At 67.5% G+C, this 24,248-nt stretch carries 23 protein-coding genes and 1 tRNA gene; 4 read left to right on the forward strand and 20 right to left on the reverse strand.

All coding sequences use genetic code 11. The features are described 5' to 3' along the window. Positions 1–90, reverse strand: a tRNA-Ser gene (locus AB7E35_RS11820). 34 nt (positions 91–124) lie between these two features. After that, positions 125–1,441 carry a serine--tRNA ligase gene (gene serS, locus AB7E35_RS11825; RefSeq protein WP_428163853.1) on the reverse strand — a complete coding sequence of 439 codons (1,317 nt, stop codon included), beginning with the start codon at positions 1,439–1,441 and terminating at the stop codon, positions 125–127. Between the two features lie 54 nt (positions 1,442–1,495). On the opposite strand from serS, the gene AB7E35_RS11830 reads away from it, so the two are divergent. After that, positions 1,496–2,167, forward strand: a complete 672-nt coding sequence (locus AB7E35_RS11830) for a CBS domain-containing protein (protein WP_428167612.1) — start codon at positions 1,496–1,498, stop codon at positions 2,165–2,167. 61 nt (positions 2,168–2,228) lie between these two features. Here the strand turns inward: AB7E35_RS11830 and AB7E35_RS11835 are convergent, their stop codons facing one another. From AB7E35_RS11835 to AB7E35_RS11845, 3 genes are all read right to left on the reverse strand, one after another. Then, positions 2,229–3,557 carry a hemolysin family protein gene (locus tag AB7E35_RS11835; protein ID WP_428163855.1) on the reverse strand — a complete coding sequence of 443 codons (1,329 nt, stop codon included), beginning with the start codon at positions 3,555–3,557 and terminating at the stop codon, positions 2,229–2,231. Positions 3,558–3,750: 193 nt separating this feature from the next. Next, positions 3,751–4,746 carry a 4-hydroxy-3-methylbut-2-enyl diphosphate reductase gene (gene ispH / locus AB7E35_RS11840; protein WP_428163856.1) on the reverse strand — a complete coding sequence of 332 codons (996 nt, stop codon included), beginning with the start codon at positions 4,744–4,746 and terminating at the stop codon, positions 3,751–3,753. Then, positions 4,746–5,231: an FKBP-type peptidyl-prolyl cis-trans isomerase gene (locus AB7E35_RS11845; RefSeq protein WP_428163857.1), complete on the reverse strand. Its 486-nt coding sequence runs from the start codon at positions 5,229–5,231 to the stop codon at positions 4,746–4,748. The genes ispH and AB7E35_RS11845 overlap by 1 nt, the downstream gene beginning before the upstream one ends. 74 nt (positions 5,232–5,305) lie before the next feature. On the opposite strand from AB7E35_RS11845, the gene radC reads away from it, so the two are divergent. From radC to AB7E35_RS11860, 3 genes are read left to right on the forward strand one after another with little or no spacing between them, the layout of a single operon-like run. Continuing rightward, a complete protein-coding gene (gene radC, locus AB7E35_RS11850; protein ID WP_428163858.1) occupies positions 5,306–6,019 on the forward strand; it encodes a RadC family protein in 714 nt (237 codons plus the stop codon). Then, positions 6,016–7,290 carry an esterase-like activity of phytase family protein gene (locus tag AB7E35_RS11855; protein ID WP_428163859.1) on the forward strand — a complete coding sequence of 425 codons (1,275 nt, stop codon included), beginning with the start codon at positions 6,016–6,018 and terminating at the stop codon, positions 7,288–7,290. Before radC ends, AB7E35_RS11855 begins: the two co-directional genes overlap by 4 nt. After that, the gene (locus tag AB7E35_RS11860; protein ID WP_428163860.1) at positions 7,287–7,955 is read left to right on the forward strand and encodes a Smr/MutS family protein; all 669 of its coding nucleotides are present in this window, start codon (positions 7,287–7,289) and stop codon (positions 7,953–7,955) included. The genes AB7E35_RS11855 and AB7E35_RS11860 overlap by 4 nt, the downstream gene beginning before the upstream one ends. Before the next feature lie 100 nt (positions 7,956–8,055). Here the strand turns inward: AB7E35_RS11860 and AB7E35_RS11865 are convergent, their stop codons facing one another. From AB7E35_RS11865 to AB7E35_RS11935, 15 genes are all read right to left on the reverse strand, one after another. After that, positions 8,056–8,460: a group II truncated hemoglobin gene (locus tag AB7E35_RS11865; protein ID WP_428163861.1), complete on the reverse strand. Its 405-nt coding sequence runs from the start codon at positions 8,458–8,460 to the stop codon at positions 8,056–8,058. Between the two features lie 60 nt (positions 8,461–8,520). Next, a complete protein-coding gene (locus AB7E35_RS11870; protein ID WP_428163862.1) occupies positions 8,521–8,940 on the reverse strand; it encodes a TraR/DksA family transcriptional regulator in 420 nt (139 codons plus the stop codon). 76 nt (positions 8,941–9,016) lie between these two features. After that, a complete protein-coding gene (locus AB7E35_RS11875) occupies positions 9,017–10,498 on the reverse strand; it encodes an AAA family ATPase (RefSeq protein WP_428163881.1) in 1,482 nt (493 codons plus the stop codon). A gap of 205 nt (positions 10,499–10,703) precedes the next feature. Then, entirely contained in the window at positions 10,704–13,388 is a 2,685-nt protein-coding gene (locus AB7E35_RS11880) for an ABC transporter permease (RefSeq protein ID WP_428163863.1), read from the reverse strand. 25 nt (positions 13,389–13,413) lie between these two features. Continuing rightward, positions 13,414–14,313: a formate dehydrogenase accessory sulfurtransferase FdhD gene (locus AB7E35_RS11885; protein WP_428163864.1), complete on the reverse strand. Its 900-nt coding sequence runs from the start codon at positions 14,311–14,313 to the stop codon at positions 13,414–13,416. Positions 14,314–14,435: 122 nt separating this feature from the next. Continuing rightward, positions 14,436–14,864 (reverse strand): hypothetical protein, encoded by a 429-nt coding sequence (locus tag AB7E35_RS11890; protein WP_428163865.1) that lies wholly within the window; start codon positions 14,862–14,864, stop codon positions 14,436–14,438. Beyond that, on the reverse strand, positions 14,861–16,060 hold the full coding sequence (locus AB7E35_RS11895) for a formate dehydrogenase subunit gamma (protein ID WP_428163866.1): 1,200 nt from the start codon (positions 16,058–16,060) through the stop codon (positions 14,861–14,863). Before AB7E35_RS11895 ends, AB7E35_RS11890 begins: the two co-directional genes overlap by 4 nt. Positions 16,061–16,073: 13 nt before the next feature. After that, entirely contained in the window at positions 16,074–16,307 is a 234-nt protein-coding gene (locus AB7E35_RS11900; protein ID WP_428163867.1) for a hypothetical protein, read from the reverse strand. Next, positions 16,304–16,924, reverse strand: coding sequence for a formate dehydrogenase FDH3 subunit beta (gene fdh3B, locus AB7E35_RS11905; RefSeq protein ID WP_428163868.1), 621 nt, complete (start codon positions 16,922–16,924; stop codon positions 16,304–16,306). The genes AB7E35_RS11900 and fdh3B overlap by 4 nt, the downstream gene beginning before the upstream one ends. A 10-nt stretch (positions 16,925–16,934) precedes the next feature. Beyond that, on the reverse strand, positions 16,935–19,907 hold the full coding sequence (locus AB7E35_RS11910) for a formate dehydrogenase subunit alpha (protein ID WP_428163869.1): 2,973 nt from the start codon (positions 19,905–19,907) through the stop codon (positions 16,935–16,937). Positions 19,908–19,928: 21 nt separating this feature from the next. Beyond that, positions 19,929–20,141: a formate dehydrogenase gene (locus AB7E35_RS11915; protein WP_428163870.1), complete on the reverse strand. Its 213-nt coding sequence runs from the start codon at positions 20,139–20,141 to the stop codon at positions 19,929–19,931. Positions 20,142–20,313: 172 nt separating this feature from the next. Further along, the gene (locus AB7E35_RS11920) at positions 20,314–20,964 is read right to left on the reverse strand and encodes a TorD/DmsD family molecular chaperone (RefSeq protein WP_428163871.1); all 651 of its coding nucleotides are present in this window, start codon (positions 20,962–20,964) and stop codon (positions 20,314–20,316) included. Then, on the reverse strand, positions 20,961–23,024 hold the full coding sequence (locus AB7E35_RS11925) for a 4Fe-4S dicluster domain-containing protein (RefSeq protein ID WP_428167613.1): 2,064 nt from the start codon (positions 23,022–23,024) through the stop codon (positions 20,961–20,963). The genes AB7E35_RS11920 and AB7E35_RS11925 overlap by 4 nt, the downstream gene beginning before the upstream one ends. Then, the gene (locus tag AB7E35_RS11930; RefSeq protein ID WP_428163873.1) at positions 22,984–23,664 is read right to left on the reverse strand and encodes a DUF3306 domain-containing protein; all 681 of its coding nucleotides are present in this window, start codon (positions 23,662–23,664) and stop codon (positions 22,984–22,986) included. Before AB7E35_RS11930 ends, AB7E35_RS11925 begins: the two co-directional genes overlap by 41 nt. Beyond that, positions 23,657–24,235, reverse strand: coding sequence for a DUF3305 domain-containing protein (locus AB7E35_RS11935; protein ID WP_428163874.1), 579 nt, complete (start codon positions 24,233–24,235; stop codon positions 23,657–23,659). Before AB7E35_RS11935 ends, AB7E35_RS11930 begins: the two co-directional genes overlap by 8 nt. Positions 24,236–24,248: the final 13 nt, after the last annotated feature.

Here is a 24,248-nt window from a genome sequence, read left to right on the forward strand (position 1 = left end):
TGGCGGAGAGGGTGGGATTCGAACCCACGGTAGTGTTGCCACTACGCCTGATTTCGAGTCAGGTACATTCGACCACTCTGCCACCTCTCCTGTGTGTCGAAGCTTACGATTCTAGCAGGTAATTTCATGGAGCCAGCACGGTCAGGCCATCCATGTAGGGACGCAGCACTTCAGGAATCGTGACGCTGCCGTCTGCATTCTGATGATTTTCCAGCACGGCAACCAGCGCGCGACCGACGGCCAGGCCGGAGCCGTTGAGGGTGTGCACCAGCTCGTTCTTGCCTTGGGCATTCTTGAAGCGCGCCTGCAGGCGGCGCGCCTGAAAGGCTTCGCAGTTGCTGACCGAACTGATTTCACGGTAGGTATTCTGCGCGGGCAGCCAAACTTCCAGATCGTAGGTTTTGGCTGCGCCAAAGCCGATATCGCCGGTGCATAAAGCCATGACGCGGTAGGGTAAGCCGAGTTGCTGCAACACGTTTTCGGCGTGTCGGGTCATTTCTTCCAGCGCCTCGTAGCTCTTGTCGGGGTGCACGATCTGCACCATCTCGACCTTGTCGAACTGGTGCTGGCGGATCATGCCGCGAGTATCACGGCCGTAGCTGCCGGCTTCTGATCGGAAGCATGGTGTGTGTGCCGTAAGTTTGATGGGCAGTTCGGACTCCTGCACAACCGCATCGCGCACAAAGTTGGTCAGTGGCACTTCGCTGGTCGGGATCAGGTACAGCGCCGCGTTGTCGGGCACGGGCTCGCCATCCTGGCCCCCTTTTTTTGCGGCAAACAGATCTCCTTCAAACTTGGGCAGCTGGCCCGTACCTTTGAGGGAGTCGGCGTTGACCACATAGGGCACGTAGCACTCGGTGTAGCCATGGTCGCGCGTCTGCACGTCCAGCATGAACTGGCTGAGCGCCCGGTGCAAACGGGCAATTCCGCCCTTCATCACCGTAAAGCGCGAGCCAGACAGCTTCACACCCATGTCAAAGTCCAGGCCCAACGGCTCGCCCAAGTCCACATGATCCCGGACAGCGAAATCAAACGCACGGGGGGTGCCCCAACGACGTACCTCAGCATTGGCGCTCTCGTCTGCGCCCACGGGCACGCTCTCGTGCGGCAGATTGGGCACCACGGCGAGCATGGTTTGCAACTCGGCCTGCAACTGTTCCAGACGCACGGCGGAGCCGTCCAGCTCTTGCTTGATGACTGCCACCTGCTCCTTGGCAGCTTCGGCGGCCTCTTTATCTCCCTTGCCCATCAGCATGCCGATCTGCTTGGACAACTGATTGCGTTGCGACTGCAACTCTTCGGTGCGCGTCTGGAGGGACTTGCGCTCGGATTCAAGCGCCTGAAACGTCTGCACGTTCAGGAAGGCTTGCGGCTTCTTGCGGGTTTCCAGCCGCGCAACGGCGCTGGCGAGGTCTTTGCGAAGGAGAAGGATATCTAGCATATTCTTCGATTCTAGTGCTCAGGCACCGGTTACACCGACACAGGAGACACGGCCATGTTCTTCGTATTTGGCCCTTCGGGGCAGATGTACCGCGGCGGACCGGACAATCTCGCGCAGATCACGCCCGTGCGGCGCGTACAGCGACCGAAGGCGCTGCACTCAGGGGCCATGTCGGCCGACGCGCCCTCCAGCCCGGCTGCGCCGCCCGCCGCCCTGCCCGGCCCCAGACCCCATTTGCGCAAGGAGGCCGTATCCGCCTACGTACAGACCGAGCAGGGCCCCGCACAGCAGCGCCAGCCGCTCACGCGTGTGAAAGATGTGATGACCGTGGGCGCCTTGAGCGTGCCGCCCGACGCCCGTCTGAGCGACGCTTGGCAAACGCTGGCGCAGCAGGGCGTGGCCCAGGCGCCCGTCGTCAACGACCAGGGCCAGGCGGTAGGCCTGCTGCTGCGCGCCGACATGGCACCGCTGAATCTGCTGCCCGAGCCCCGCACCATCAGACAAGCCATCGAACTGGCGCGCCGCCCGGTGTCCGAGGTCATGGTCAGCCCCGTGCCGACAGTGGCCGCCGATACCGAGCTGCGCCGCGTTGCCAAGGTGCTGCTGGACACGGGCCTGCCGGGTCTGCCCGTGACCGACGAGCGTGGGCTGCTGACGGGCTTCATCTCGCGCACCGACATTCTGCGCGCCGTGGCGGCCGACCCACCGCTGGATTTGTGGAGTTGAACGCACGCCTGCGCGCATCCACCGGCGTCAGATCAGACGCACCAGCGTCTGCCAAACTGCGTCAGTCGCCCATCACGGCCTGATCGCCGGACAGCACCTGCGCTTGCGGGATGCGGCTGGCCAGCACCTTGTCGATGGTTTTGCCGTCCATGTCCACCACCTCAAACCGCCAGTCCTCCCATTGCACGGTGTCGGTCACCTTGGGCAGCTTGCCGGTCAGCAGCATCACCATGCCGCTGAGCGTGTGGTAGCGGCCCCGGTCTTCCTCGGGCACGGTGGACAGCTGCAGGCGGTCCTTGAGCTCGGGCACGGGGATGTGGCCGTCCAGCAGCCAGCTGCCGTCCTCCCGCTCCACGGCCCAGGAATCCTCGGGGTCCTGCGGACGAAACTCGCCGATGATGGCCTCGATCAAGTCCTGCACGGTGACGATGCCCTGCACCTCGCCGTACTCGTCGATGACGAAGGCCATGTGCACGTCCGACAGGCGGAAGTTCTCCAGCAGCTCACTGGCGCTGATGGTTTCGGGCACGTACAGCGCGGTGTGCAACGGCTGCGTGGCCAGGTCGCGCGCAGTGGTGTCGCGCACGGCGCGTGACAGCCAGTGGCGCGCGTTGAGCACGCCCAGCGTGTTTTCCATGCCGCCGCGCACCACCGGAAAACGCGCGTGGTCCGAGTTCTCAACGCGGCGCAGGTTCTCTTCGAACGACTCCTGTACGTCCAGAAACACCACGTCCGCACGCGGCACCATCAGCGAGCCGATCATGCGGTCGTCCAAGCGGAACACGTTGCGCAGCATCTGGTGCTCGTGCGACTCGATCACGCCGGCGCTGGTGCCCTCGGCCAGCACGGCATGGATCTCATCCTCGGTCACGGAGCTGCCGACATGCTGCTTCACACCCAGCGCGCGCAGCAAGCCCTCGGTAGATATGGACAGCAGGCGCACAAAGGGTTTGGTGGCCAGGGCCAGCCAATTGATAGGCCGGGCCACGACGCGCGCCAGGGTCTCGGGGTAGCTTTGACCCAAGCGCTTGGGCACCAGCTCGCCGATGACAATGGAGAAATAGGTGATCAGCACCACCACCAGGCCGGTAGCCAAGTAGCCGGCCATTTGCGCCTCCACCCCCAGCTGCAGCAGCCAGTCGCCCAGTGGCTGGGCCAGGGCCGACTCGCCCACGATGCCGTTGAGCACGCCAATCGAGGTGATGCCGATCTGGATGGTGGACATGAAGCGCGTGGGGTCTTCGCCCAGCTTGACCGCCGCGATGGCACCGCTATCGCCCTCATCGATCAGCTTCTGCAGACGCGTCTTGCGCGCGGAGACCAGAGCCAGCTCGGACATGGCGAACACGCCATTGAGCAAGATGAGGGCGAACAGTATTGCTATTTCCATATGCAGGGAGCCCAGGAGGCTCCCATGTTGTTAAGAAGCGGAAATTGTAAGAGCACCTACATTTTTGCCCAGGCAGGCCCCCTGGCACTATGTGCCTTGCCACATAACCGCCGGTGCAGCATCAGCATCAAGAGGCGTGCAGCCCTTTTTGATCAGGCGCTGGCAGCTATGACTTCAATAGCAACCGCCATGCTCAGCGCGCTGCAGGGCCCGTCTCCGGAAGGTGCTCGGTGATCTCAAGGCCGGTGACGGCGTCGATTTTCAGACCCTTGGGTAGAGGGAACTTCACGGTCTCTTCGATGCCGTTCATCTTGCGCACGGCCACCGCGCCCAGTTCCTTGATGCGCGTGATAACGGCCTGTACCAGCACCTCGGGCGCCGAGGCGCCGGCCGTCAGGCCCACACGGGCAATGCCGTCAAACCATTCGTGGCGCAGCTCATCCGCGCTGTCGATCATGTAGGCGCGCGTGCCCAGGCGTGCGGCCAATTCACGCAGACGGTTGCTGTTGGAGCTGGTCGGGCTGCCCACCACGATGACCAAGTCCACCTGCGGGCTGAGCAGCTTCACCGCGTCCTGGCGGTTTTGCGTGGCGTAGCAGATGTCTTGCTGCTTGGGCTCGCGGATCTGCGGAAAGCGCTGGCGCACGGCGGCAGTGATCGCGGCCGCGTCGTCCACGCTCAGGGTGGTCTGCGTGACCACGGCCAGCTTGTCGGTCTGCGCGGGCTGCACGCGGGCCACATCCGCCACGTCTTCCACCAGGTGGATGCCGTAGTCCAGCTGACCCATGGTGCCTTCGACCTCGGGGTGACCCTTGTGGCCGATCATGATGAACTCGTAGCCCTCCTTGGCCAACTTGGCCACCTCGACGTGCACCTTGGTCACCAGCGGGCAGGTGGCGTCAAAAACGCGAAAGCCCCGGGCCGTCGCCTCGCCCTGCACCGCCTTGCTCACGCCGTGGGCGCTGAACACCAGCGTGGCACCGGGCGGCACGTCAGCCAGGTCTTCGATGAAGATCGCGCCCTTGGCCTTGAGGTCGTTGACCACGAAGGTGTTGTGCACGATCTCATGGCGCACATAGATGGGGCGGCCAAACTTTTCGAGTGCGCGCTCAACGATCTCGATGGCGCGATCCACCCCCGCGCAAAAGCCGCGCGGCTCGGCAAGAATGATTTCCTGCGGCTTGTTCATCACAGAACGCCGATGATCCGCACCTCGAAGGTGACGGACACACCCGCCAGCGGGTGGTTGAAGTCAAAGCACACGGCGCCATCGTCTCGCACCTGCATCACCACGCCCGCGTACTGGCCTGTGCCGTCGGGCGTGGGGAACTGAACCACATCGCCCAGGGTGTATTCCTCGTGGGGGTCGCCCAGGTCGTTGAGCAGCTTCTTGGCCACCCACTGCAGCATGTCGGGGTTGCGCTCGCCAAAGGCCTCGCCCGCAGCCAGCTCGAAGGTGGCGCGCGCCCCTTCGGGCAGGCCGATCAGGCGCTGCTCCAGCGCAGGCGACAGCTCGCCAGCGCCCACCGACAGGGTGGCGGGTTTGTCGTTGAAGGTATTGATCACATCACCCGCCGGGCCAGCCAGGCGGTAATGCAGCGTGAGAAACGAGCCCTGCTGCACGATGGGCGTGGCGGGCACGCTGGGGGACGAAGTGGATGCGTCTGCGGTCATGAAAGCTCTCTATAAACTGGCGGTCATTGTAGAAAACCGGGTAAGCCCCCACGGCCCAGCACCCGCCGCGCCCCATGTCCCTCAAAGACCTGCCCACCGACGCACAACCGCGCGAAAAGCTGCTTGCGCGCGGGCCCGCCGCGCTGTCCGACGCCGAGCTGCTGGCCATCTTGCTGCGCACCGGCATCGTGGGCAAGGGCGTGCTGCAACTGGCGCAAGAGTTGCTTGATGACCCCATGCGCGACACCGCCGGGCGCATCACCGGCGGCGGTTTTGGCGGCATGGCCGGATTGCTGCATGCTGGCGCAGCCGACCTGGCGCGCATCAAGGGCCTGGGACCGGCCAAGCGCGCCGAACTGGTGGCCGTGCTGGAGCTGGCGCGCCGCGCCATGGCCCAGCAACTGCAAGAGCGCGAGGTGTTCGGCTCACCGGACGCCGTCAAGCACTACCTGCAACTGCACCTGGCCGCCCGCGCGCACGAGGTGTTTGCCGTGCTGTTCCTGGACAGCCAGAACCGGCTGATCATGATGGAAGAGCTGTTTCGGGGCACTCTCACACAGACCAGCGTCTATCCGCGCGAAGTGGTGCTGCGCGCCCTGCACCACCACGCGGCAGCCGTGGTGCTGGCGCACAACCACCCCAGCGGCAGCGTGCAGCCCAGCCGCGCCGACGAGGCCCTGACCCAGACCCTGAAGGCCGCCCTGGCCCTGGTGGACGTGCGCGTGCTCGACCATGTGATCGTGGCGCCGGGCGCAGCGCTTTCCATGGCCGAAAAAGGACTGGTATGACGCCGCCGCGCCGCCAGCGCGCCGCCTTCGCCCGCCACACTTCGCTGCGCGCGCTGGCGCATGCGCTGCTGCTGACCCTGGTGGCGGGCTGCGCGCCCGTGGCCACGCAGCTGGCACCATCCACGCACGCAGCGCCGGGCGGCGGACAAGACGGCGCACAACCTGTCGCAAACGACGACGCCCCGCGCCTGCGCCTGATCGGCACTGCTGCCCTGCCCTCCGGCACCAGCTACGGCGGCACCACCGTGGGCGGGCTGTCGGGCATCGACTACGACCCGGTGCAGGGCCTGTACCTGCTCATCAGCGACGACCGCTCCATCCACAACCCGGCGCGCATCTACACCGCCCGGCTGCACTACAGCGCCAACGCACTCGCGCCGCCCGAGCTGACCGGCGTGCGCCAGCTGCTGCACGCCAGCGGCCAGCCCTTTGCCCCGCCGCAGTGGCCCCGCCCCGGCATGGACACGCCCGATCCCGAGGCCGCACGCTGGCTGCCCGGCGGTCTGCAATTTCTGTGGACCAGCGAGGGCGACTTTGAGCGCGGCTTCGGCCCGCAGCTGCGCGCCAGCCGCGCCGACGGCACGCCCGTGCGCGACATCGCCCTGCCAGCCAGCTTCACGCCCCGGCGCGGGCGCGGCCCGCGCAACAACGGCACGCTGGAAGGCCTGGCCCTCACGCCCGACGGCCGCACCGCCTGGCTGGCCATGGAGCTGCCCTGGCGCCAGGACGGCCCCAGTGCCACACCTGCGGCAGCCGGCGCGCCGGTACGCATCACCGCCATCGACGTGGCCAGCGGCCAGCCGCTGCGCCAGATCGCCTACCAGCCCGACGCCGTGCCCCGGGCCCGCCGCCTGCCCTGGGGCGTGCAGATGAACGGCGTGAGCGAGATCCTGGCCGACGGCCCGCACCACCTGCTGGTGCTGGAGCGCGCCTACAGCGCAGGCGCCGGGTTTACCGCGCGGCTGTACCGCATCGACACCCGCGATGGCAGCGACACGCTGGCGCTGCCCGCACTCGCATCGGCGCCTGACCGCGCCAACCACCGCCCCGCGCCCAAGATGCTGGTGGCCGATTTTGAAGCCCTGGGCCTGGATGTGGACAACCTGGAAGGAATGGCCTGGGGCCCGCCGCTGGACGGCAACCGCTGCGTTCTGGTGCTGGTGAGCGACGACAACTTCAACCCCGCGCAGGTCACGCAATTCATTGCAGCCGAATACCTGGCGCCCCCGGGCGGACATGGGCAATGCGGTACAACCGGCAGCAACCCATGAGCGCCGCACTCACCGCCCGATCCTTTGCCGATCTCAAGCCCCTGCGCCGCGCCCTGCAACAAGCCGCAGCGCAAGAGGCCGCGCGCGAGCAGCAGCGGCGCGAGGCCCAGTTGCGCGCGCACGCCGAGCGCCACCTGTTTCAGCAAACCGTAGGCCCGGTGCAGCCCCTCAAGCGCCAGGCAGCGCGCCTGTGGCCGACGCCCGAACCGCCCGAACCACTGCCCATGCAGCGCGCGCTGGACGAAGAGCGTGTGCTGCGCGAATCGCTCAGCGACGAGTTCGACGTGACCACGCTGCTGGACGTGGACGATCAGCTGAGCTTTCGCCGCCCCGGTATCGGCATGGACGTGACGCACAAGCTGCGCGCGGGGCACTGGAGCATCCAGCGCCAGCTGGACCTGCACGGCCTGCGCACCGACGAGGCGCGCGAGGCGCTGGGCGAATTCATCCGCGTGGCCCACCGCACCGGCCTGCGCTGCGTGCGCGTAGTGCACGGCAAGGGCCTGGGATCACCGGGGCGCACCCCGGTGCTCAAAAGCCGGGTGCAGCGCTGGCTGGTGCAAAAGAAAGAAGTGCTGGCCTTCGTGCAGGCCCGCCCGCTGGACGGCGGCGCTGGCGCGCTGGTGGTGCTGCTGCAGCCGGGGCGGCGCAGGCAGGCGGACTGAGAAGCTGAGAGTCTTTTACCGATGCCCGACTTGCACGTCAAAACAGTCAGCAGCGCTTATTCAGCAAGCGTCAGCAGCTATCAACCCAATAGCACGCAAATCAACCCGTGCGGTTGCGCATCCAGTCTGCCGTACCCATGAAGCTGTCGTTCAGGCGCGCGCGCAGGGCTGGGGGAACGTGGGTCTCGCCCATGGCCTGATCCATGCAGGCGACCCATTGATCGCGCTCCAGGATGCCGATGGAAAACGGCAAGTGCCGCGCACGCAAACGCGGGTGGCCAAAACGGTTTTGGTAGTGGTCGGGCCCGCCCAGCCAGCCGCACAGAAACCAAAACAGCTTGTCGCGCGCGTCATCCAGGGTGCTGCCGTGGGCGGCGCGCAGCTCGGCGTAGCCGGGCTCCAGGTCCATCAAGTCGTAAAAACGATCCACCAGCTGGCGGATGCGAGGTTCGCCGCCGATCCAGTCGAAGGGCGTGGCGGGCGGCGTTTGATCAGGTGCAGACATGGCCGCGATTGTAGCAAACCGGCCAATGGCGACCAGGTCTGCAGCCGGCTGCGGGGTCGATCAGCGCAGGCCCTGCGCCTCGGCCCTGGACTGGCATTCAATGCAGCGCGCGGCAGACGGCTGGGCCAGCAGGCGGGACGCGCCCACGGGCTGGCCACAGTCGGTGCATTCGCCGTAGCTGCCCTCGGCCATGCGGGCCAGCGCGGCGCGCACGGCCACCAGCTCGTCGTGATCGCGCGTGGCTTCGGCGTCGCGCACGGTGTCCAGGGCAATGCGGTCGGCCTGGGCCAGCAGGTCGTCGCCCGTCTCGCGGTCCACGCGCTCGGCGGATGCGGTTCGCGTCTCATGCTTGGCCTGACCCAGCTCGGTCAGCAGTTGTTCCTTGCGCTGCTCCAGCGTGTCGCGCAATTGCGCGCATTGGGCTTCAGTGAGTGTGGTGTTGTCCATGACCTTGTCCTTCTGATGCAGACGGGTGTCCATGTTGACACACATGGCGACGGCAATGGCACTGCGGTTGTCCCCACGCAGCCCGCGAGGTTGCCGGATTTGATTTTTGTCAAGCTTTTGACGGACTTGCCATCCATCGGCGGTACAGATCGCCGGCATCCCAGGGCTGGTCGGTGACCAGGCTCAGCGCATGGGCCAGTTCGTCGGCGGCCAGCGGCTCGGCGCTGGTTTGCTGCAGCGCCAGCACGGCGGCGCCTGCCTCGGACGGGTCGGTGCCTGCGGCGCTGCGGCGCTGCACACGCTCTTGCAGCTGCCGCGGGTCTGCATGGCAGTGCAGGATGGTGAAAGGCAGCCCCAGCGCGCCCGCCAGCGCCCGGAAGGCATCGCGCTCGTGCCGGCGCAGAAAGGCGGCGTCCACGATCACCGGGTAGCCCGCCTGCAGCGCGGCGCGGGCCTGGCTGTGCAGGTGATCAAAAGTACGCCGGGTGGCCTCGGGGGTATAGATGTCCAGACCGTGCGCGGCGGATTTGTCCAGCGGCGCCAGACCGTGCAGTCGCTTGCGCTCCACATCCGAGCGCAGGCGCACGGCGCCGTGCTGCAGCAGCGCCGCCGCCACGGTGGATTTGCCCGAGCCCGACAGGCCGTGGGTGATGAGCAGGCGCGGGCGTAGCGGCGCGGCCAGCGTCTCGGCACAGCCCAGGTAGTCCGGCCCCTGCACCGGCAGCGCTTCCGCGCCCTGCCCTGCACGCAGCCGCGCAGCCATGGCGCGCACCAGGGCGCGATAGACCTCGTAGGGACGCAGCACGGCCAGGCCGGCGTAGTCGCCCGTGCCAGCCAGGTAAGCGTCCAGAAAGCGCCAGGCCAGGTCGGCGCGGCCATGGGCGTGCAAGTCCATGGTGAAGAAGCCCGCGTCGGCCAGGGTGTCGATCCAGCGCAGCGCCGGGCTGAATTCGATGCAATCAAACGCGGTGATCTCGCCTGCCAGGCGCACCAGGTTGGCCAGATGCAGGTCGCCGTGGCCTTCGCGCACATGGCCTGCGGCGCGGCGTGCGGTCCAGTCGTCGGCCAGCGTAGGCTGGCGCGCGTCAAACCAGGCGCGCAGCATGGTCAGCCGGGGCGCATCAGGCGCGGGCAGCAACGGCGCCAGCGTATCCATCACGCCGTGGATGGCCTGGGCCACCTGCTCGGCCGTGCCCCAGTCGGCGCCTTCGGGCGCGGCGGACACTTCGCTGTGAAAGCGCGCCAGGCGGGCGGCAAAGGCGTCCACCTCGGCGGGCGCCACGGTGCCCGCGCGCACCAGGGCATCCAGTTCGCTGCCGGTGGCAAAGCGGCGCATGCGCAGCACCCAGTCGATGGCGGCGTCCACATCTTGCGATGTGCCCAGGCGGGGCTGCGCGGGGCTGCCCAGAACGGGCAGCACGTCCAGGTACAGGGTGGGCGCCAGGCGCAGGTTCAGGCGCAACTCCTCGTTGCAGTAGTGGCGGCGCAAGGCGGGGGTGCTGAAGTCCGCAAACGGCAGGCGCAGCGGTTTTTTGAGCTTGTAGGCAAAGTCACGGGTGAGCAGGATGCGCGAGATGTGCGTCTGCACCATCTGCACGGGTGCGTCGCCCGGTGCCTGAAGCCAATAACGCAGTCCCTGCGCCAGCGCGGCGCCGCTGTCGGCATCAACGCGGGCATCAACGCGGGCATGAGCGTCGGCATCACTGTCGGCAGGGGCGGGTGTTTGAATCAAATTAGCCTCCAACCCATGTAAATCAAGCGCAAGCAGCTATCAAAACAATAGTTAATCAACCGGCTTATTCGGCCGATCGGCGCAGGGTGTCCATCACGGGGCGGGTCAGCACCTCGCGCAGCCCCCACCAGCCCGCTGCCAGCGCCAGCACCGCCCCTGCCAGCGCGCCCGCCAGGGGCACCCAGGCCTGGGCCGTCCAGACAAAGTCGAACACGTAGCGCGCCAGCAGCCAGCCCACGGCCACGGCCACGCAGCTGGCCAGAAAGCCCGCCAGCAGGCCCACGCCTGCCAGCTCGGCGCGCTGCACCTGCCGCAGCAGGCTGGCGCGCGCGCCCACGGCGCGCATGATGGCGAACTCGCGCGCCCGTTCCTCGCGCGTGGCGGTGACGGCGGCAAACAGCACCACCAGCCCCGCCGCCAGCGTGAAGGCAAACAGAAACTCCACCGCGCGGATCACCTGCGCCAGCACGCCCTGCACCTGGGCCAGCGTGGCACTGAGGTCCACGTTGGTGATGTTGGGAAAGGCGTGGACCAGCGCATTGTCAAAGCTGGCGCTGCCAACGCCGGGACGCCCCGAGTGGGACGCTGCGCCCCCGGGCGGCAGCGGGCCTTGCGTGGCGGCGGAGCGTGGGGGCCACAGTTCTGGCGCATGAAAGGCGGCCAGGTAGGTGTAGGGCACGTCGGGCATCTGCGCCAGCGGGTACATGACGAAGAAGTTGGCGCGCATGGAGCTCCAGTCCACCTTGCGCAGGCTGGTGATGCGCACGTCGCTGTACACGCCGGCAATGTCAAAGCGCAGGCGGTCGCCCAGCTTCAGGCCCAGGGTCTGGGCCAGGCCTTCTTCCACACTGACGGCGCCGGGTTCCTCGGGTGTCCAGCGCCCGCCCACAATGGGGTTGTGCTGCGGCGCGTCGTGCGCGTTGGAGAGGTTGAACTCGCGGTCCACCAGGCGCTTGGCGCGGTCTTCCTGGTAGTCGTCCATGCTCACGGCCCGGTCGTTGATGGCCACCAGCCGGCCACGGAACATGGGGTACCAGTCGTACTGCGCCACGCCTGCCTGGCGCAGCATCTGCTGAAAGGACTCGGCCTGGTCCGGCAGGATGTTGATCACGAAGCGGTTGGGCGCATCGGCCGGCGTGGCGCGCTGCCAGCTGTCGATGAGGTCGGTGCGCAGCAGCACCAGCAGCACCAGCGCCAGCAGGCCCACGGCCAGGCTGCTGACCTGCACCACGGCATAGACCGGGCGCGCGGCGATCTGGCGCGTGGCCAGCACCAGCCAGCGCGGCGCGGTGGTCTCGCGCACGCTGCGGCGCAACAACCCCACGGCCGCCCACGCCAGGGCCGCAAACAACAGCACGGCCGCGGCAAAGCCGCCTACGGCGATCGCGCCCAGTTTCAGGTCGCGGCTCACCGTCAGCAGCAGCGCGGCAAAGCCCGCCACGCCCAGACCCAGCACGGCCATCGAGGCGGGCCGCGCATTGCCCAGATCACGGCGGATGACGCGCAGCGGCGGCACCTGCGCCAGCTGCAGCACCGGCGGCAGTCCAAACGCGCACAGCAGCGTCAGGCCCACGCCCACGCCAAAGGCGACGGGCCACAGGCTGGCCGCGGGCAGCGCCGCCTCCACCAGCCCCGCCAGCAGCAGCACAAAGACGTGGTGCACGGCAAAGCCCAGCAGCACACCCAGTGCGCTTGCAAACAGGCCGACCAGCGCGAACTCCACCGCGTAAGCCGCGGCAATGGTGCGCTGGCTCTGGCCCAGCACGCGCAGGAGCGCGGCGGCGTCCAGGTTTTCGTTGGCAAAACCGCGCGCCGCCAGCGCCACGGCCACGGCCGACAGCAGCGCCGCCAGCAGCGCCACGAGGTTGAGGAATTTCTGCGCGCGGTCCAGCGTCTGGCGCATCTCGGGGCGGCCGCTTTCCAGCGACTCGACGCGCACGCCGCGCATGTCAGGCCCCGCCACTGCCTGGCCAGCCCAGTCGGTGAAGCGCTGGACGGCATGCGGCGCGCCCGCCACGGCAAAGCGGTAGGTGATGCGGCTGGCGGGCTGCACCAGACCTGTGGCGGGCAGGTCCAGCGCATTGACCATCACCCGCGGTGCAAAGCTCATGAAGCCTGCGCCGCGGTCAGGTTCCAGGGTGATGATGCGCGTGATGCGCAGTTGTCCGTCGCCCAGCAGCAGAAAGTCGCCCAGCTGAAGCGCCAGCGATTCGAGCAGCGGCGCATCCACCCAGACCTCGCCGCGCGCAGGAATGTCCTGGGTGGGAATGCCGGGGCGCTGCGGGCCGTCGGCCACCTGCAAACGCCCGCGCAGCGGGTAGCCGGGCTCCACGCTTTTGAGGGCCACCAGCCGGCTGGCGCCGCCGCGCTCGTCGCTTGCGCGCCCCATGGTCGGAAAGCTCAGCGTGGTCACGCTCTGCAAGCCCAGCGCTCGCGCCTGCTCCACAAAGGCAGCGGGCGTGGGGTTGTCGCTGGCAACCACGGCGTCGCCGCCCAGCAGCTGCAGCGCATCGCGCGCCAGGCCGCCCTGCAGGCGGTCGGCAAAAAAGCCCACCGAGGTCAGCGCGGCCACGGCCAGCGTGACGGCGACCATGAGCAGGCGCAGCTCTCCCGCGCGCAGGTCGCGCAGCAGCGTGCGCCAGCCCAGTCGGACAAAGGCCCACGGGCTGGGCGCCGCGAGACCTCCCGCATGGAGGGCGAGCGTGGGTGCGGTGGTGGCTGTGTCTGCAGTGGCGGGCATGGCTGGCATCATGCCACCCGCCCCGCAACAGGTTTCAGGCTGTGGGTATCGCCGGCGGCTGCGCCAGTTCCGGCTGCAGCACCAGCCGCTCGGCACCGGCGTAGCACAGGAAGCGCCGGTGGGTGGCGCGCCCGATGGCGCACAACCCCAGCTGGCTGGCCACCGCGTGCCCCATTTGCGTCATGCCGCTGCGCGACACGACGATGGGCACGCCCATCTGGGCCGACTTGATGACCATCTCGCTGGTCAGGCGGCCCGTGGTGTAGAACACCTTGTCGCCGCCCCGCATGGCGTCGCCCGGCTGCTGCATCCACATCCAGCCAGCGATGGTGTCGATGGCGTTGTGGCGGCCCACGTCCTCCACAAAGACCAGCATCTGCGCCCCCTGGAACAGCGCGCAGCCATGCACCGATCCCGCGGACTTGTAGGTGGACTCCTGCAGCCGGATTGCGTTGACGATGGCGTACAGATCGGCCTGCGTCAGCACGGCGGGGGGCAGGCGGATGCCGGCCACGTCATCCATCAGACCGCCGAACACGCTGCCCTGGCCGCAGCCGGTGGTGACCAGCTTGCGCGCGGTGCGCTCCTCGATGCGCGCAATGCCGCGGCGCGTGGCCACAGCAGCGGCATTGACGTCCCAGTCCACGGTGATGGACTCGATCTCATCGACCGAATCCACCAGCCGCTGGTTGCGCAGGTAGCCCAGCACCAGCAGCTCGGGGTGCGCGCCCAGCGTCATCAGCGTGACCAGTTCGCGCTTGTCCACATACACGGTGAGCGGGCGCTCTGCAGGGATGTGCAGTTCTTCCTGTTCACCTCGCTCGTTGATGGCCAGCACCGCATGGGTCAGCGGCGCAGCTGCCTGCGTGAGCCGGGGCAGCCATGGCAGCCGGGCGGTTTGATCGGGAGTCTGGCTTTCAGGCGTTGGCGTCATGGTCGCGGCGTACATGTAATTACGCCCCGTCACGCGCGGGGCGCTGCGGGGCGTGCGGGGGGCGCAGAGGCGGTCAGAAACTCAGGGCCACCGCGCCGGGACGCGGGGCCCGCGGGCCGGCATCAGCTCTTCGGGGCAGGTGCGGCAGAGGCGCCCGCTGCGGGTGCAGCAGCGCCGGCAGCGCTGGCAGCGCTGGCAGTGGGGCTGGCAGCAGCACCGGCGACCGGGGGCGTGGCGGCAGCTGCCGTCTCAGGCGGCTTGGCCACGGGCGGGGTGAAGCTGAAGGGGCCCGGGTCGGTGCAAGCGGCCGTGGCCGCAGCGGGCCGGGCATCAGCCGCCGTGCGACGGTAATGCGCCGCCGCCCTGTCCTGCGCCTGGCACAGCTTGTAGGCGTCCACCTTGCCGGCCCAGGCGGATCTGGCAGCGGACTCTGCGGCCTTCAGTTGTGCTTCGGGCGTCGGGGGCGGCAGCTTGGCGCCCGCCACACCGGCCAGCGATGCCAGGGCCAGGCCCAAGGCGCCGCGCTTCACGAGAGTGGTTGCCAACATCATTGATTTCCTCCCACTGCAGGTTGGGGATGCGGAGCCTGCCCCGCGGATGCAACGCCGCTGCGCTGGGCAGGAATCTTGCCGTTGCGAATGTCTTCGGCCCACAGCTCGTGGTGCTCTTGCGCCCAACCCTCGCTGACGTAGCCGGTCTTCATGGCTTTATAGGCGCCGCGCATGCCGATGGTGCCCATGTAGATATGGCCCATCAACAGCGCCATCATCCAGATGGCCAGCGTGGCATGCACCATGTGTGCGATCTGCATCTCGCCCCGCAGCAGGCCCCAGCCGGGGATCAGCTTGTCGAGCACCAGGCCCGACAGCACGACGAACACGCCAGGGATGGTGATACCCCACCAGAACATGCCCTTCTCGCCCGCATTGAAACGGTGCGAGGGCACCTGGTGATCGCCAAACATGCCACCCGCCTTGGACAACCAGACAAAGTCCGCGCGGTTGGCGATGTTGTCCTTGATGAAGGTCAGAATGATCACCGTGAGCGACACGGCAAACAGCGGTCCCATGAAGTTGTGCACGTTCTTGGCGGCGTAGGCCAGCCAGCCGAACAACTGGGCGCCCAGCACCGGCAACAGGAAGAACTTGCCAAACGCCATCAGGATGCCCGTGACGGCCAGCGTGACGAAGGCAATGGCATTGGACCAGTGCGCCGCGCGCTCAAAGGGCGTAAAGCGCTCGATCTTGCGGCCGCCGGTTTCCGGGTGCTCGTGCCCCATCGGACCCTTGGCCAGGTAAAAAATGGCCATTGCCAGGACGACGATGCCCAACAGAGCTGCGCCGTAAGGAATGATCCAGTGGTTGCGCACCTCGCGCCAGGCCTGGCCTGCCGTGGTGTAGCGCGATCCGGGGTACTGCACGAAAGGCTGGATCAGATTTCCCGCCTCAGGCGCCTGCGACTTGGGCAGGCTGCTATAGCCCGTCACGCCGTCACTGACCTGTCGCCACATGGGCGCGTTGTTGCCCGGCTGCACCTTGGCGCGCTCGCCGTTGGTCTGCCCGGCATAGCCCGGCTCCTGGCTGGCATCGGGCCTGACTTCGAAGATGTTCTGACCCTGGACAGCCGCAAGCGGCGCCGGCGCAGCACTGGCAGCCGCGGGCGCTGCCGCGTCGCTGGCAGTGCCTGCGGGGGCTTGCGCCCAGGCAGCACCGCCCACCAGCAGCAAGGCACACAAAAGGTGTTTCATGGCAGGCCTCGCATCACCGCACGCGGGTGTATTCGTTCTGGCCGTACTGCATGCGGGCCTTGAGCTTTTGCTCCCAGCTGCCCGCATCGCCCGCCTTCCAGTCGGGGGCGGTGAAGTTGCTGCCCGTGCCCGCGTAGGGCGGTGCGTCCTGCTTCACGCCACCGCCGGTTTGCGGCTTCTCGCCGCAGGCCGACAGGGCCACCACGGCGCCCAGGGCGCCCAGAACATGCCATGCGCGTGTCTTCATGACTTTGCTCCTGCCGGCGGCTGGCCGGCCTGCTTGGAACCATAGGCTGTGCCCCAGCCCCAGACTTCGGCGCCCTTGCCGCGCTGGATCACGCGGGTGCGGAAGATGTCGGCCACCACGTCGCCGTCACCAGCCAGCAGAGCCTTGGTCGAGCACATCTCGGCGCAGGCCGGCAGCTTGCCTTCGGCCAGGCGGTTGCGGCCGTACTTTTCAAACTCGGCCTGGCTGCCGTGCTGCTCTGGGCCACCGGCGCAGAAGGTGCACTTGTCCATCTTGCCGCGCACACCAAAGGTGCCCTGCGACGGAAACTGCGGCGCGCCGAACGGACAGGCGTAACTGCAGTAGCCGCAGCCGATGCACACATCCTTGTCGTGCAGCACCACGCCCTCGTCGGTACGGTAAAAGCAATTGACGGGGCAGACGGCCATGCAGGGCGCGTCGCTGCAGTGCATGCAGGCGACCGAGATGGACTTCTCGCCCGGTACACCGTCGTTGAGCGTGACCACGCGGCGGCGGTTGACGCCCCAGGGCACCTCGTGCTCGTTCTTGCAGGCGGTGACGCAGCTGTTGCACTCAATGCAGCGCTCGGCGTCGCAGATAAATTTCATTCGTGCCATGGCTGCCTCCTTATGCGCGTTCCACGTTGCAGATCGTGGTCTTGGTTTCTTGCATCATGGTCACGCTGTCGTAACCGTAGGTGGTGGCGGTGTTGACCGCCTCGCCGCGCACGATGGGCGCGGCGCCCTTGGGGTAGTAGGCCAGCATGTCCTGACCCTGCCAGCGGCCCGAGAAGTGGAACGGCATCCAGCAGGTGTCGGGCGCCACGCGCTCGGTCACCAGGGCCTGCACATTCAGGCGCGCGCCGGTGGGGGTGCTGAGCCACACGCGCTCGCCGTTGCGGATGCCGCGGTCGGCCGCCGTCTTGGGATTGATCTCGACAAACGACTCCTGCTGCAGCTCGGCCAGCCAGGGGTTGGAGCGGGTTTCCTCGCCGCCGCCTTCGTACTCCACCAGGCGGCCCGAAGTCAGGATCAGCGGGTACGTCTCGTGCACCTTGTCGGCCAGGTTCTTCTGCTGCACGCTCTTGTACAGCGTGGGCAGACGCCAGAACGCATTCTTGTCGTCGTGCGTGGGGTACTTGGCCATGAGGTCCGGACGGGTGCCGTACAAGGGCTCGCGGTGCTGCGGAATGGGGTCGGGGAAGTTCCAGACCACGGCGCGCGCCTTGGCGTTGCCAAAAGGGTGACAGCCATGCACCTTCATTGTCACGCGGATGATGCCGCCCGACGGGTCGGTCTTCCAGTTCTTGCCCTCCGCAGCCTTCTTCTCGGCATCGGTGAGGTCGTCCCACCAGCCCAGTTTCTTGAGCAGCACGTGGTCGAACTCGGGGTAGCCGGTGGTGATGTCCGCGCCCAGCGAGTGCGATCCGTCTTCGGCCAGCAGGTTGACGCCGTCCTTTTCGACGCCGAAGTTGGCGCGGAAATTGCCGCCGCCATCCATGACGTGCTTGCTGGTGTCGTACAGGTTGGGCGAGCCGGGGTGCTTCAACTCGGGCGTGCCAAAGCAAGGCCAGGGCAGGCCGAAGTAGTCGCCGGTGAAGTCGTAGCCGGTGTCCTTGTCCTTGCCGCCCTTGGCCTTGAGCGTCTTCACGTCGAACAAATGCATGTTCTTCATGTGGGCCTTCAGGCGCTCGGGGCTCTGGCCGGTGTAGCCAATGGTCCAGACGCAGCGGTTGATCTCGCGCAGGATGTCCTCGGGCACGGGCTCGTCCATGCCCTTCACCTTTTGCATCTGGTAGTTCTTGACCAGTTCCTTGTCGAAGCCGAGCTTCTGCGCGAACTGGTACATGATCATGTGATCACTGCGGCTTTCCCACAGCGGCTCGATGACCTTTTCGCGCCATTGCAGCGAGCGGTTGGACGCCGTGCACGAGCCGCTGGTCTCAAACTGCGTGGCAGCGGGCAACAAGTACACCGCGCGATTGGGGTTCAGGTCTTCGGGCTTACCAGGCATGGCGGCCATGGCGGCCGTGGCAGACGGGTAGGGATCGACCACGACCAGCAGATCCAGCTTGTCCATCGCGCGCTTCATCTCCAGGCCGCGCGTCTGCGAGTTGGGGGCATGCCCCCAGAAGAACACGCCGCGCAGGTTGGAGTCCTGGTCGATGAGCTCGTTTTTCTCGAGCACGCCATCGATCCAGCGCGACACCGTGATGCCGTTTTTGCTCATCATGGCCGGCGAGGCGTAGCGGCCCTTGATCCAGTCGAAGTCCACGCCCCAGGCGTTGGCAAAGTGCTTCCACGAGCCCTCGGCCAGGCCGTAGTAGCCGGGCAGCGAATCAGGGTTGGGGCCCACGTCGGTTGCGCCCTGCACGTTGTCGTGGCCGCGAAAGATGTTGGTGCCGCCACCCGACTTGCCCACGTTGCCCAGCGCCAGCTGCAAGATGCACGAGGCGCGCACGATGGCGTTGCCGATGGTGTGCTGCGTCTGGCCCATGCACCACACGATGGTGCCCGGGCTGTTCTCGTGCAGCATCTTGGCAACCTTGAACACCTGGTCTTCCTTGACGCCGCAGGCCTCTTCGACCTTGTCCGGGGTCCACTTGGCCAGGACTTCGTCGCGCACCTTCTCCATGCCGTAGACACGGTCGTTGATGTACTTCTTGTCTTCCCAGCCGTTCTTGAAGATGTGATAGAGCACGCCAAACAGGAACGGGATGTCGGAGCCCGAGCGGATGCGCACGTATTCATCGGCCTTGGCTGCGGTGCGGGTGAAGCGCGGGTCCACCACGATCATCTTGCAGCCGGTTTCCTTGGCGTGCAGCATGTGCAGCATCGACACCGGATGGGCCTCGGCGGCGTTGGAGCCGATGTACAGGGCGACCTTGCTGTTTTGCATGTCGTTGTACGAATTGGTCATGGCGCCGTAGCCCCACGTGTTGGCCACGCCCGCCACGGTGGTCGAGTGGCAGATGCGTGCCTGGTGGTCGCAATTGTTGGTGCCCCAGAAGCTCACGAACTTGCGCAGCAGGTACGCCTGCTCATTGCTGTGCTTGGACGAGCCCACAAAGTACACGCTGTCAGGGCCGCTGGCCTTGCGCAGCTCCTGCATCTTGGCGGTGATCTCATTGAGGGCTGTGTCCCAGCTGATGCGCTCGTACTTGCCGTTGACCAGCTTCATCGGGTAGCGCAGGCGGTACTCGCCGTGGCCGTGCTCGCGCACCGACGCACCCTTGGCGCAGTGCGCGCCCAGGTTGATGGGGGAGTCGAACACCGGCTCCTGGCGCACCCACACGCCGTTCTCGACCACGGCATCGACCGCGCAGCCCACCGAGCAGTGGGTGCACACGGTGCGGCGCACCTCGACCTTGGTGTCGCCAATGGCAACCTTGGCGCCTTCAGCCGCCTGGGACTTGCGCACCAGCGTGAGCTGCGAAGCCGCAAGGCCCACGCCGACGCCCAGACCCGAGCGGCGCAGGAATGCGCGGCGATCCATGGTGGGCAGGGCCTGGGCCAGACCGCGCCGCAGGCTGTGCACGAAGGGCGAAGAAGAGACTTGCGCAGCTTGAGGCGCATGGGAAGATTTTTTAGTCAGCAACATGGCGAACCCCGCTGTGCCGCATCAGATGCGGGTGGTTTTGTAGTAGTGACGAACGTGTTCCGACTCGTGATAGCCGCCGCCTCGCTCAGGAACGGGGCGCGGAGTCTGCTCGGCCACAGGCAGCGGCGTGGCAGCCATGCGCGGCACAACGGCCACCGAGGCAGCTGCAGCACCGACGGCGGCAGCACCGGCAAAAAAACGGCGGCGGGAAGAAGTGGGCTGGTGGTCCTGCATTTGCGTCTCCAGAAATGCTGGCAAGAAAATGAAAAAAGGGCAACGTATGAAGCCGCGTTCATACAGTCTATGACATTGATCAGCAGGGGGCAACGACACCGAGAGTTCGACTCGCCTTTGGCACCCACTGCCGTGCAATGTTTGCGATTTCGCGGTAAGCGCCGCGCAGAGCTCAATCCAGCATGTCGAAGCCCTGCGCCTCCACGGCCATGAAGGCCTGCGTGAACCGCGCCAGGGCCGCATAAAAACGCGCCTGCGGCTGCTGCAGCAGCGCGTCGCACAACTGCAGCACCCACGGCTGCAGATGCGCGGCGAAGAAGGTCTGCTGCGACTGCAGGTGGCACACGCCGCCGTCGTCGCCCGCGATCAGGTAGCGCATCACCTCGCACAGATAGGCGATGTGATCCTCGGTGTCAGGCATGTCTTCACGCGCGGCCAGGCCCAGGCGATGCAGATCGGCGCGCAGGCGGGCCAGCGGTTTTTCGTTCAGGAAACCACTCAGGTAATGCGAGCCATACAGAAACACCGCGGGCTTGCCCACGCCTCCAAAGAGAGCGTCGTACTCTCCCGCCACCGCGCCGTCCGGCATTTCCCGCGCCACGGCGACCAGCTGCTGCCAGGGGTCTTGCAAAAAGGCGCCGCTGGCGGGCGCCTCGGTCACTGCCACGCGCAGCGCATCCAGCAATGCCGGGTCGGGCGGCGCGTAGTACAGCTGCGCCAGCAGGCCGTAGAGCTCGGCGCGCGCGGTTTCCTCGTCCAGCGCCGACGTGGTGGGCGGCGCGTTGAGATGGACAGCGAGATGGCTGGTGTCGGGGCTGCTCACAGGTCAGTCACTTTCGATTCATTCTGGGCGGAATACAGGTCGATCACGCGGCAGTCGCCGCACATCTTGAGGCGCTCCAGCGCCTCGCCCTGGAACATGGGGTGGCCCGCCAGGCGGCCCAGCATGGCCTCGATGGCCTGCAGCGTGCCGAAGGGTTTGCCGCAGCGGATGCAGCCGTAGGGCTGGGTCTCGTGCAGCACACGCGGCTGGCTGCGCTGCGGCGTGAGCAGCAGGCGCGGCTGCAGCGTGATGGCGTTTTCAGGGCAGGTGCGCTCGCACAGACCGCACTGCACGCAGTTGCGCTCGGTAAAGCGCAGCTGGGGCGCCTGCGGGTTGTCTTGCAGCGCACCCGCCGGGCAGGCGCTCACGCAGCTCAGGCACAGGGTGCAGCGATCTTTATCCACGGCCACCGTGCCCCACGGCGACGGCCCCTGGGGCAGCGCGATGGCCTCCGGCAGCGCGCGGGCGGGCGCCTGGGCCACGAGATGGTCCAGCGCCAGCTCCAGCGTGGCGCGCTTGTCGCTCGTCGGCGTGAAACGGGCCGCCTGCGCGGGCACGCTGCCGCGCGCGCCTTCGATCGCCCGCAGCCCCGCATCCAGATCCGCAGCAGACCGGGCATGCACGCAATGCAGGTGCGTGCCCATATAGCCCAGGCCGTGCAGCAGCGCTTGCGCCACGGCCATCTGGGCCTGCAGGGCTTCCACATACTGCGGCGCCTCGTCGCCCGTGAACAGCAGCACGATCTGCGTCGCCCCCTGCGCGATGGCACTGAGCCACAGATCGATACCCACGCTGGCCGTGTGCCACAGCGCCACGGGGATCATGTGCGCGGGCACGCCCTGGGCCACGCCCAGCTGCGCCGCGCGCCCCAGCTCATGCACCAGCGGCTGCCCGCTTTCCTGGCTGTGCAGCAACAGGCTGGGCTGGCGGCCCCCGGCCTGCGCGTAGGTGGACAGCAGGGTGCGGATACGCGCCCCCAGGTCCTGCGCCGACGGGTAGGCATAGCCCATGGCGCCCGTGGGGCAGACCGTGGTGCAGGCACCGCAGCCCACGCACAGGTGCGGGTTGACGACCACCTGCTGGCGCGCCGGGTCGCTGCTGATGGCCTCTGCCGAGCAGATATCCACGCAGGCGCTGCAGCCCACGGTGCGGCTGCGGCTGTGGGCGCAGAGCTTTTGGCGGTAGGTGAAGAACTTGGGCTTTTCAAACTCGCCCACCAGGTCGCGCAGGCGCAGCAGCGCCTGCAGGTCCTGCCCGTCCCAGCGCAAGTACCCCTGCGGCAGCGCGTGCTGCAGGAAGGTGGGCCCCGCCCCGGCCGGGCGCAGGTCCAGCACCAGGTCAAAGTCCTGCGACTGCACATCGGCCTCGCGATCGAAACGGATAGCGCCCGCTACCGAGCACGCCTTCACGCAGTCGCGGTGGCCGGTGCAGGCGGCCATGTCGATCTGGTAGTCCAGCCCGATGGCGTTCTCGGGGCAGGCAGCCACGCAGGCATTGCAGCGCGTGCACAGATCCAGGTCGATGGGGTTGTCAGCCGCCCATTGCAGCGCAAAGTGCCCCAGCCAGCCCTTGAGCGACACGATGCGCCCGCCCAGCACGGGAAAGCGCCGCTCCTGCCGACCGCCAGCATCACCAGGGCCCTGCGCGAACAGCGTCACGTCCAGCACGTCGGCCAGCAGCGCGGCGGCGCGCTCGGCCGCATCCAGCGCGCCGATGATCAGCAGGCGGCCACCGCTGCGAAAGTTGACGGTGGGCACCGGCTCGGGCTCGGGCAGATGGGCCGCGGCCAGCAGCGCGGCGATCTTGGGGCCGGCCTGGCGCGCATCGCGGCTCCAGCCGCCGGTCTCGCGGATGTTGACGAAGCGCAGCGGCGACGTGGCGCCCTCGGTCTGCTCGGCCAGTTCGGCAAACAGGCGCTGCTCCTGCGTGCAGGCGACGAGCACCGGCTCGCCGCTGCGCACGGCCTGCTGGAAGGCGCCGGCCTCGCGCCGGCACAGGGTGGAATGGAGCGTCAGCTCCTCATGCAGGGCCGTTCCCAGTGCCTTGGGGTCCAGAGGCATGGTCCGGTTGCAATCGCATATCAGCGTCTTGGGCATCGGGTGTAGGGCTGACGGGCGCGGCCTGTGGCGCGCCTTGCGGCGGCGCATCATGCGGCGCCTGCATGTCAGGAATGGCATTGCGGACATCGGACTGTGCCACATCAACACCCTGCGCGGCGGCAGGCAGCGGCGACACCCCAGCGCCCTGACCGGCCAATGCCGTGCCGGGGCGCTGCGCCACTCCCTCGTCCTGCACCAGGCCCATCGCCTGCGCGCTGGCCAGCTGGCGCAGCGTGCTCAGCGGCAGCGGCGTGGGCTGGGTGTAGTCGTCAATGTAGATGTCCAGCCCGTCCATCACGTTGAAGTGCGGGTCACTGAACAGCTTTTTCATGGCGGCGTTGCGCACTTCGGGCGCCACGCCGCGCGCGACGAAGCTGGAGAAGTCGGATGCGGGCGTGAGCGCCTGCACATCCTGCAGCGTGGGCAGCGGCCGCGTGTCGTCAGCGTGCGCCGCTGGCTCCGCGCTCTGCGCAACGGCCTGCTGCACGGGAGCCTGTGGCTGCGGCTGCGAATCGAGAACGGCCTGCACGGGCGCTGCAGGCTCTGCGACCCGCGCCTCCTGCTTGCGCCGCGACCAGCGGCCCAGGAAGCCTTCAGCCATGGCCGCCCTCGCCTTCTGCCGACGCGCCACCGCCACCACCGCGCGACTTGCCCGTGGAGATGGAGGCGGGGTTGCCGAAACGGTCGGTCAGCGGACGGAAGCTCTCGGGCCTGCGGCGGCGCCTGGGCTCGGGCTGGTAGTGCGTATCGACAAAGACCTGCAGCCACTCGCGCACCGGTCCGGGCGCGGGCACCTGGTCCACGTTTTCCTGCGCGTCCAGCCAGCGGCCGGCGTCGTGGTAGCTCAGGCTCACATCCACGGGCCGCGCCAGCTGGTGGCCATCGGCGCCGGGCTCCTCGTCCATGCGCCAGTGCACAAACCAGCAGGGCTGGGGCGCGCTCAGGTTCAGGTGGTAGCCCTCGGCATCGTCGCGAAACAGCTCCACGGCGAAGCCAGGAAACAGCCATTGCTCGTCGGACTCGGTCTGGCGCAAAAGGCGCGGCGCGGTGCCAAACGCATCTTCATGCGGCACGACCTCGGCCAAGGACCAGCGCCAGGGCTGCCAGCGGTTATTCAGGTGCTCGCGGCGCATGACCACGGCAACGGAGAGAGAGGGGCGAGGCGGTGACATGCGCGCCACTTTA

The sequence above is a fragment of the Diaphorobacter sp. genome (genome assembly GCF_050251835.1).
In the GTDB taxonomy this organism is placed as follows: Bacteria; Pseudomonadota; Gammaproteobacteria; order Burkholderiales; family Burkholderiaceae_C; genus JBFXIE01.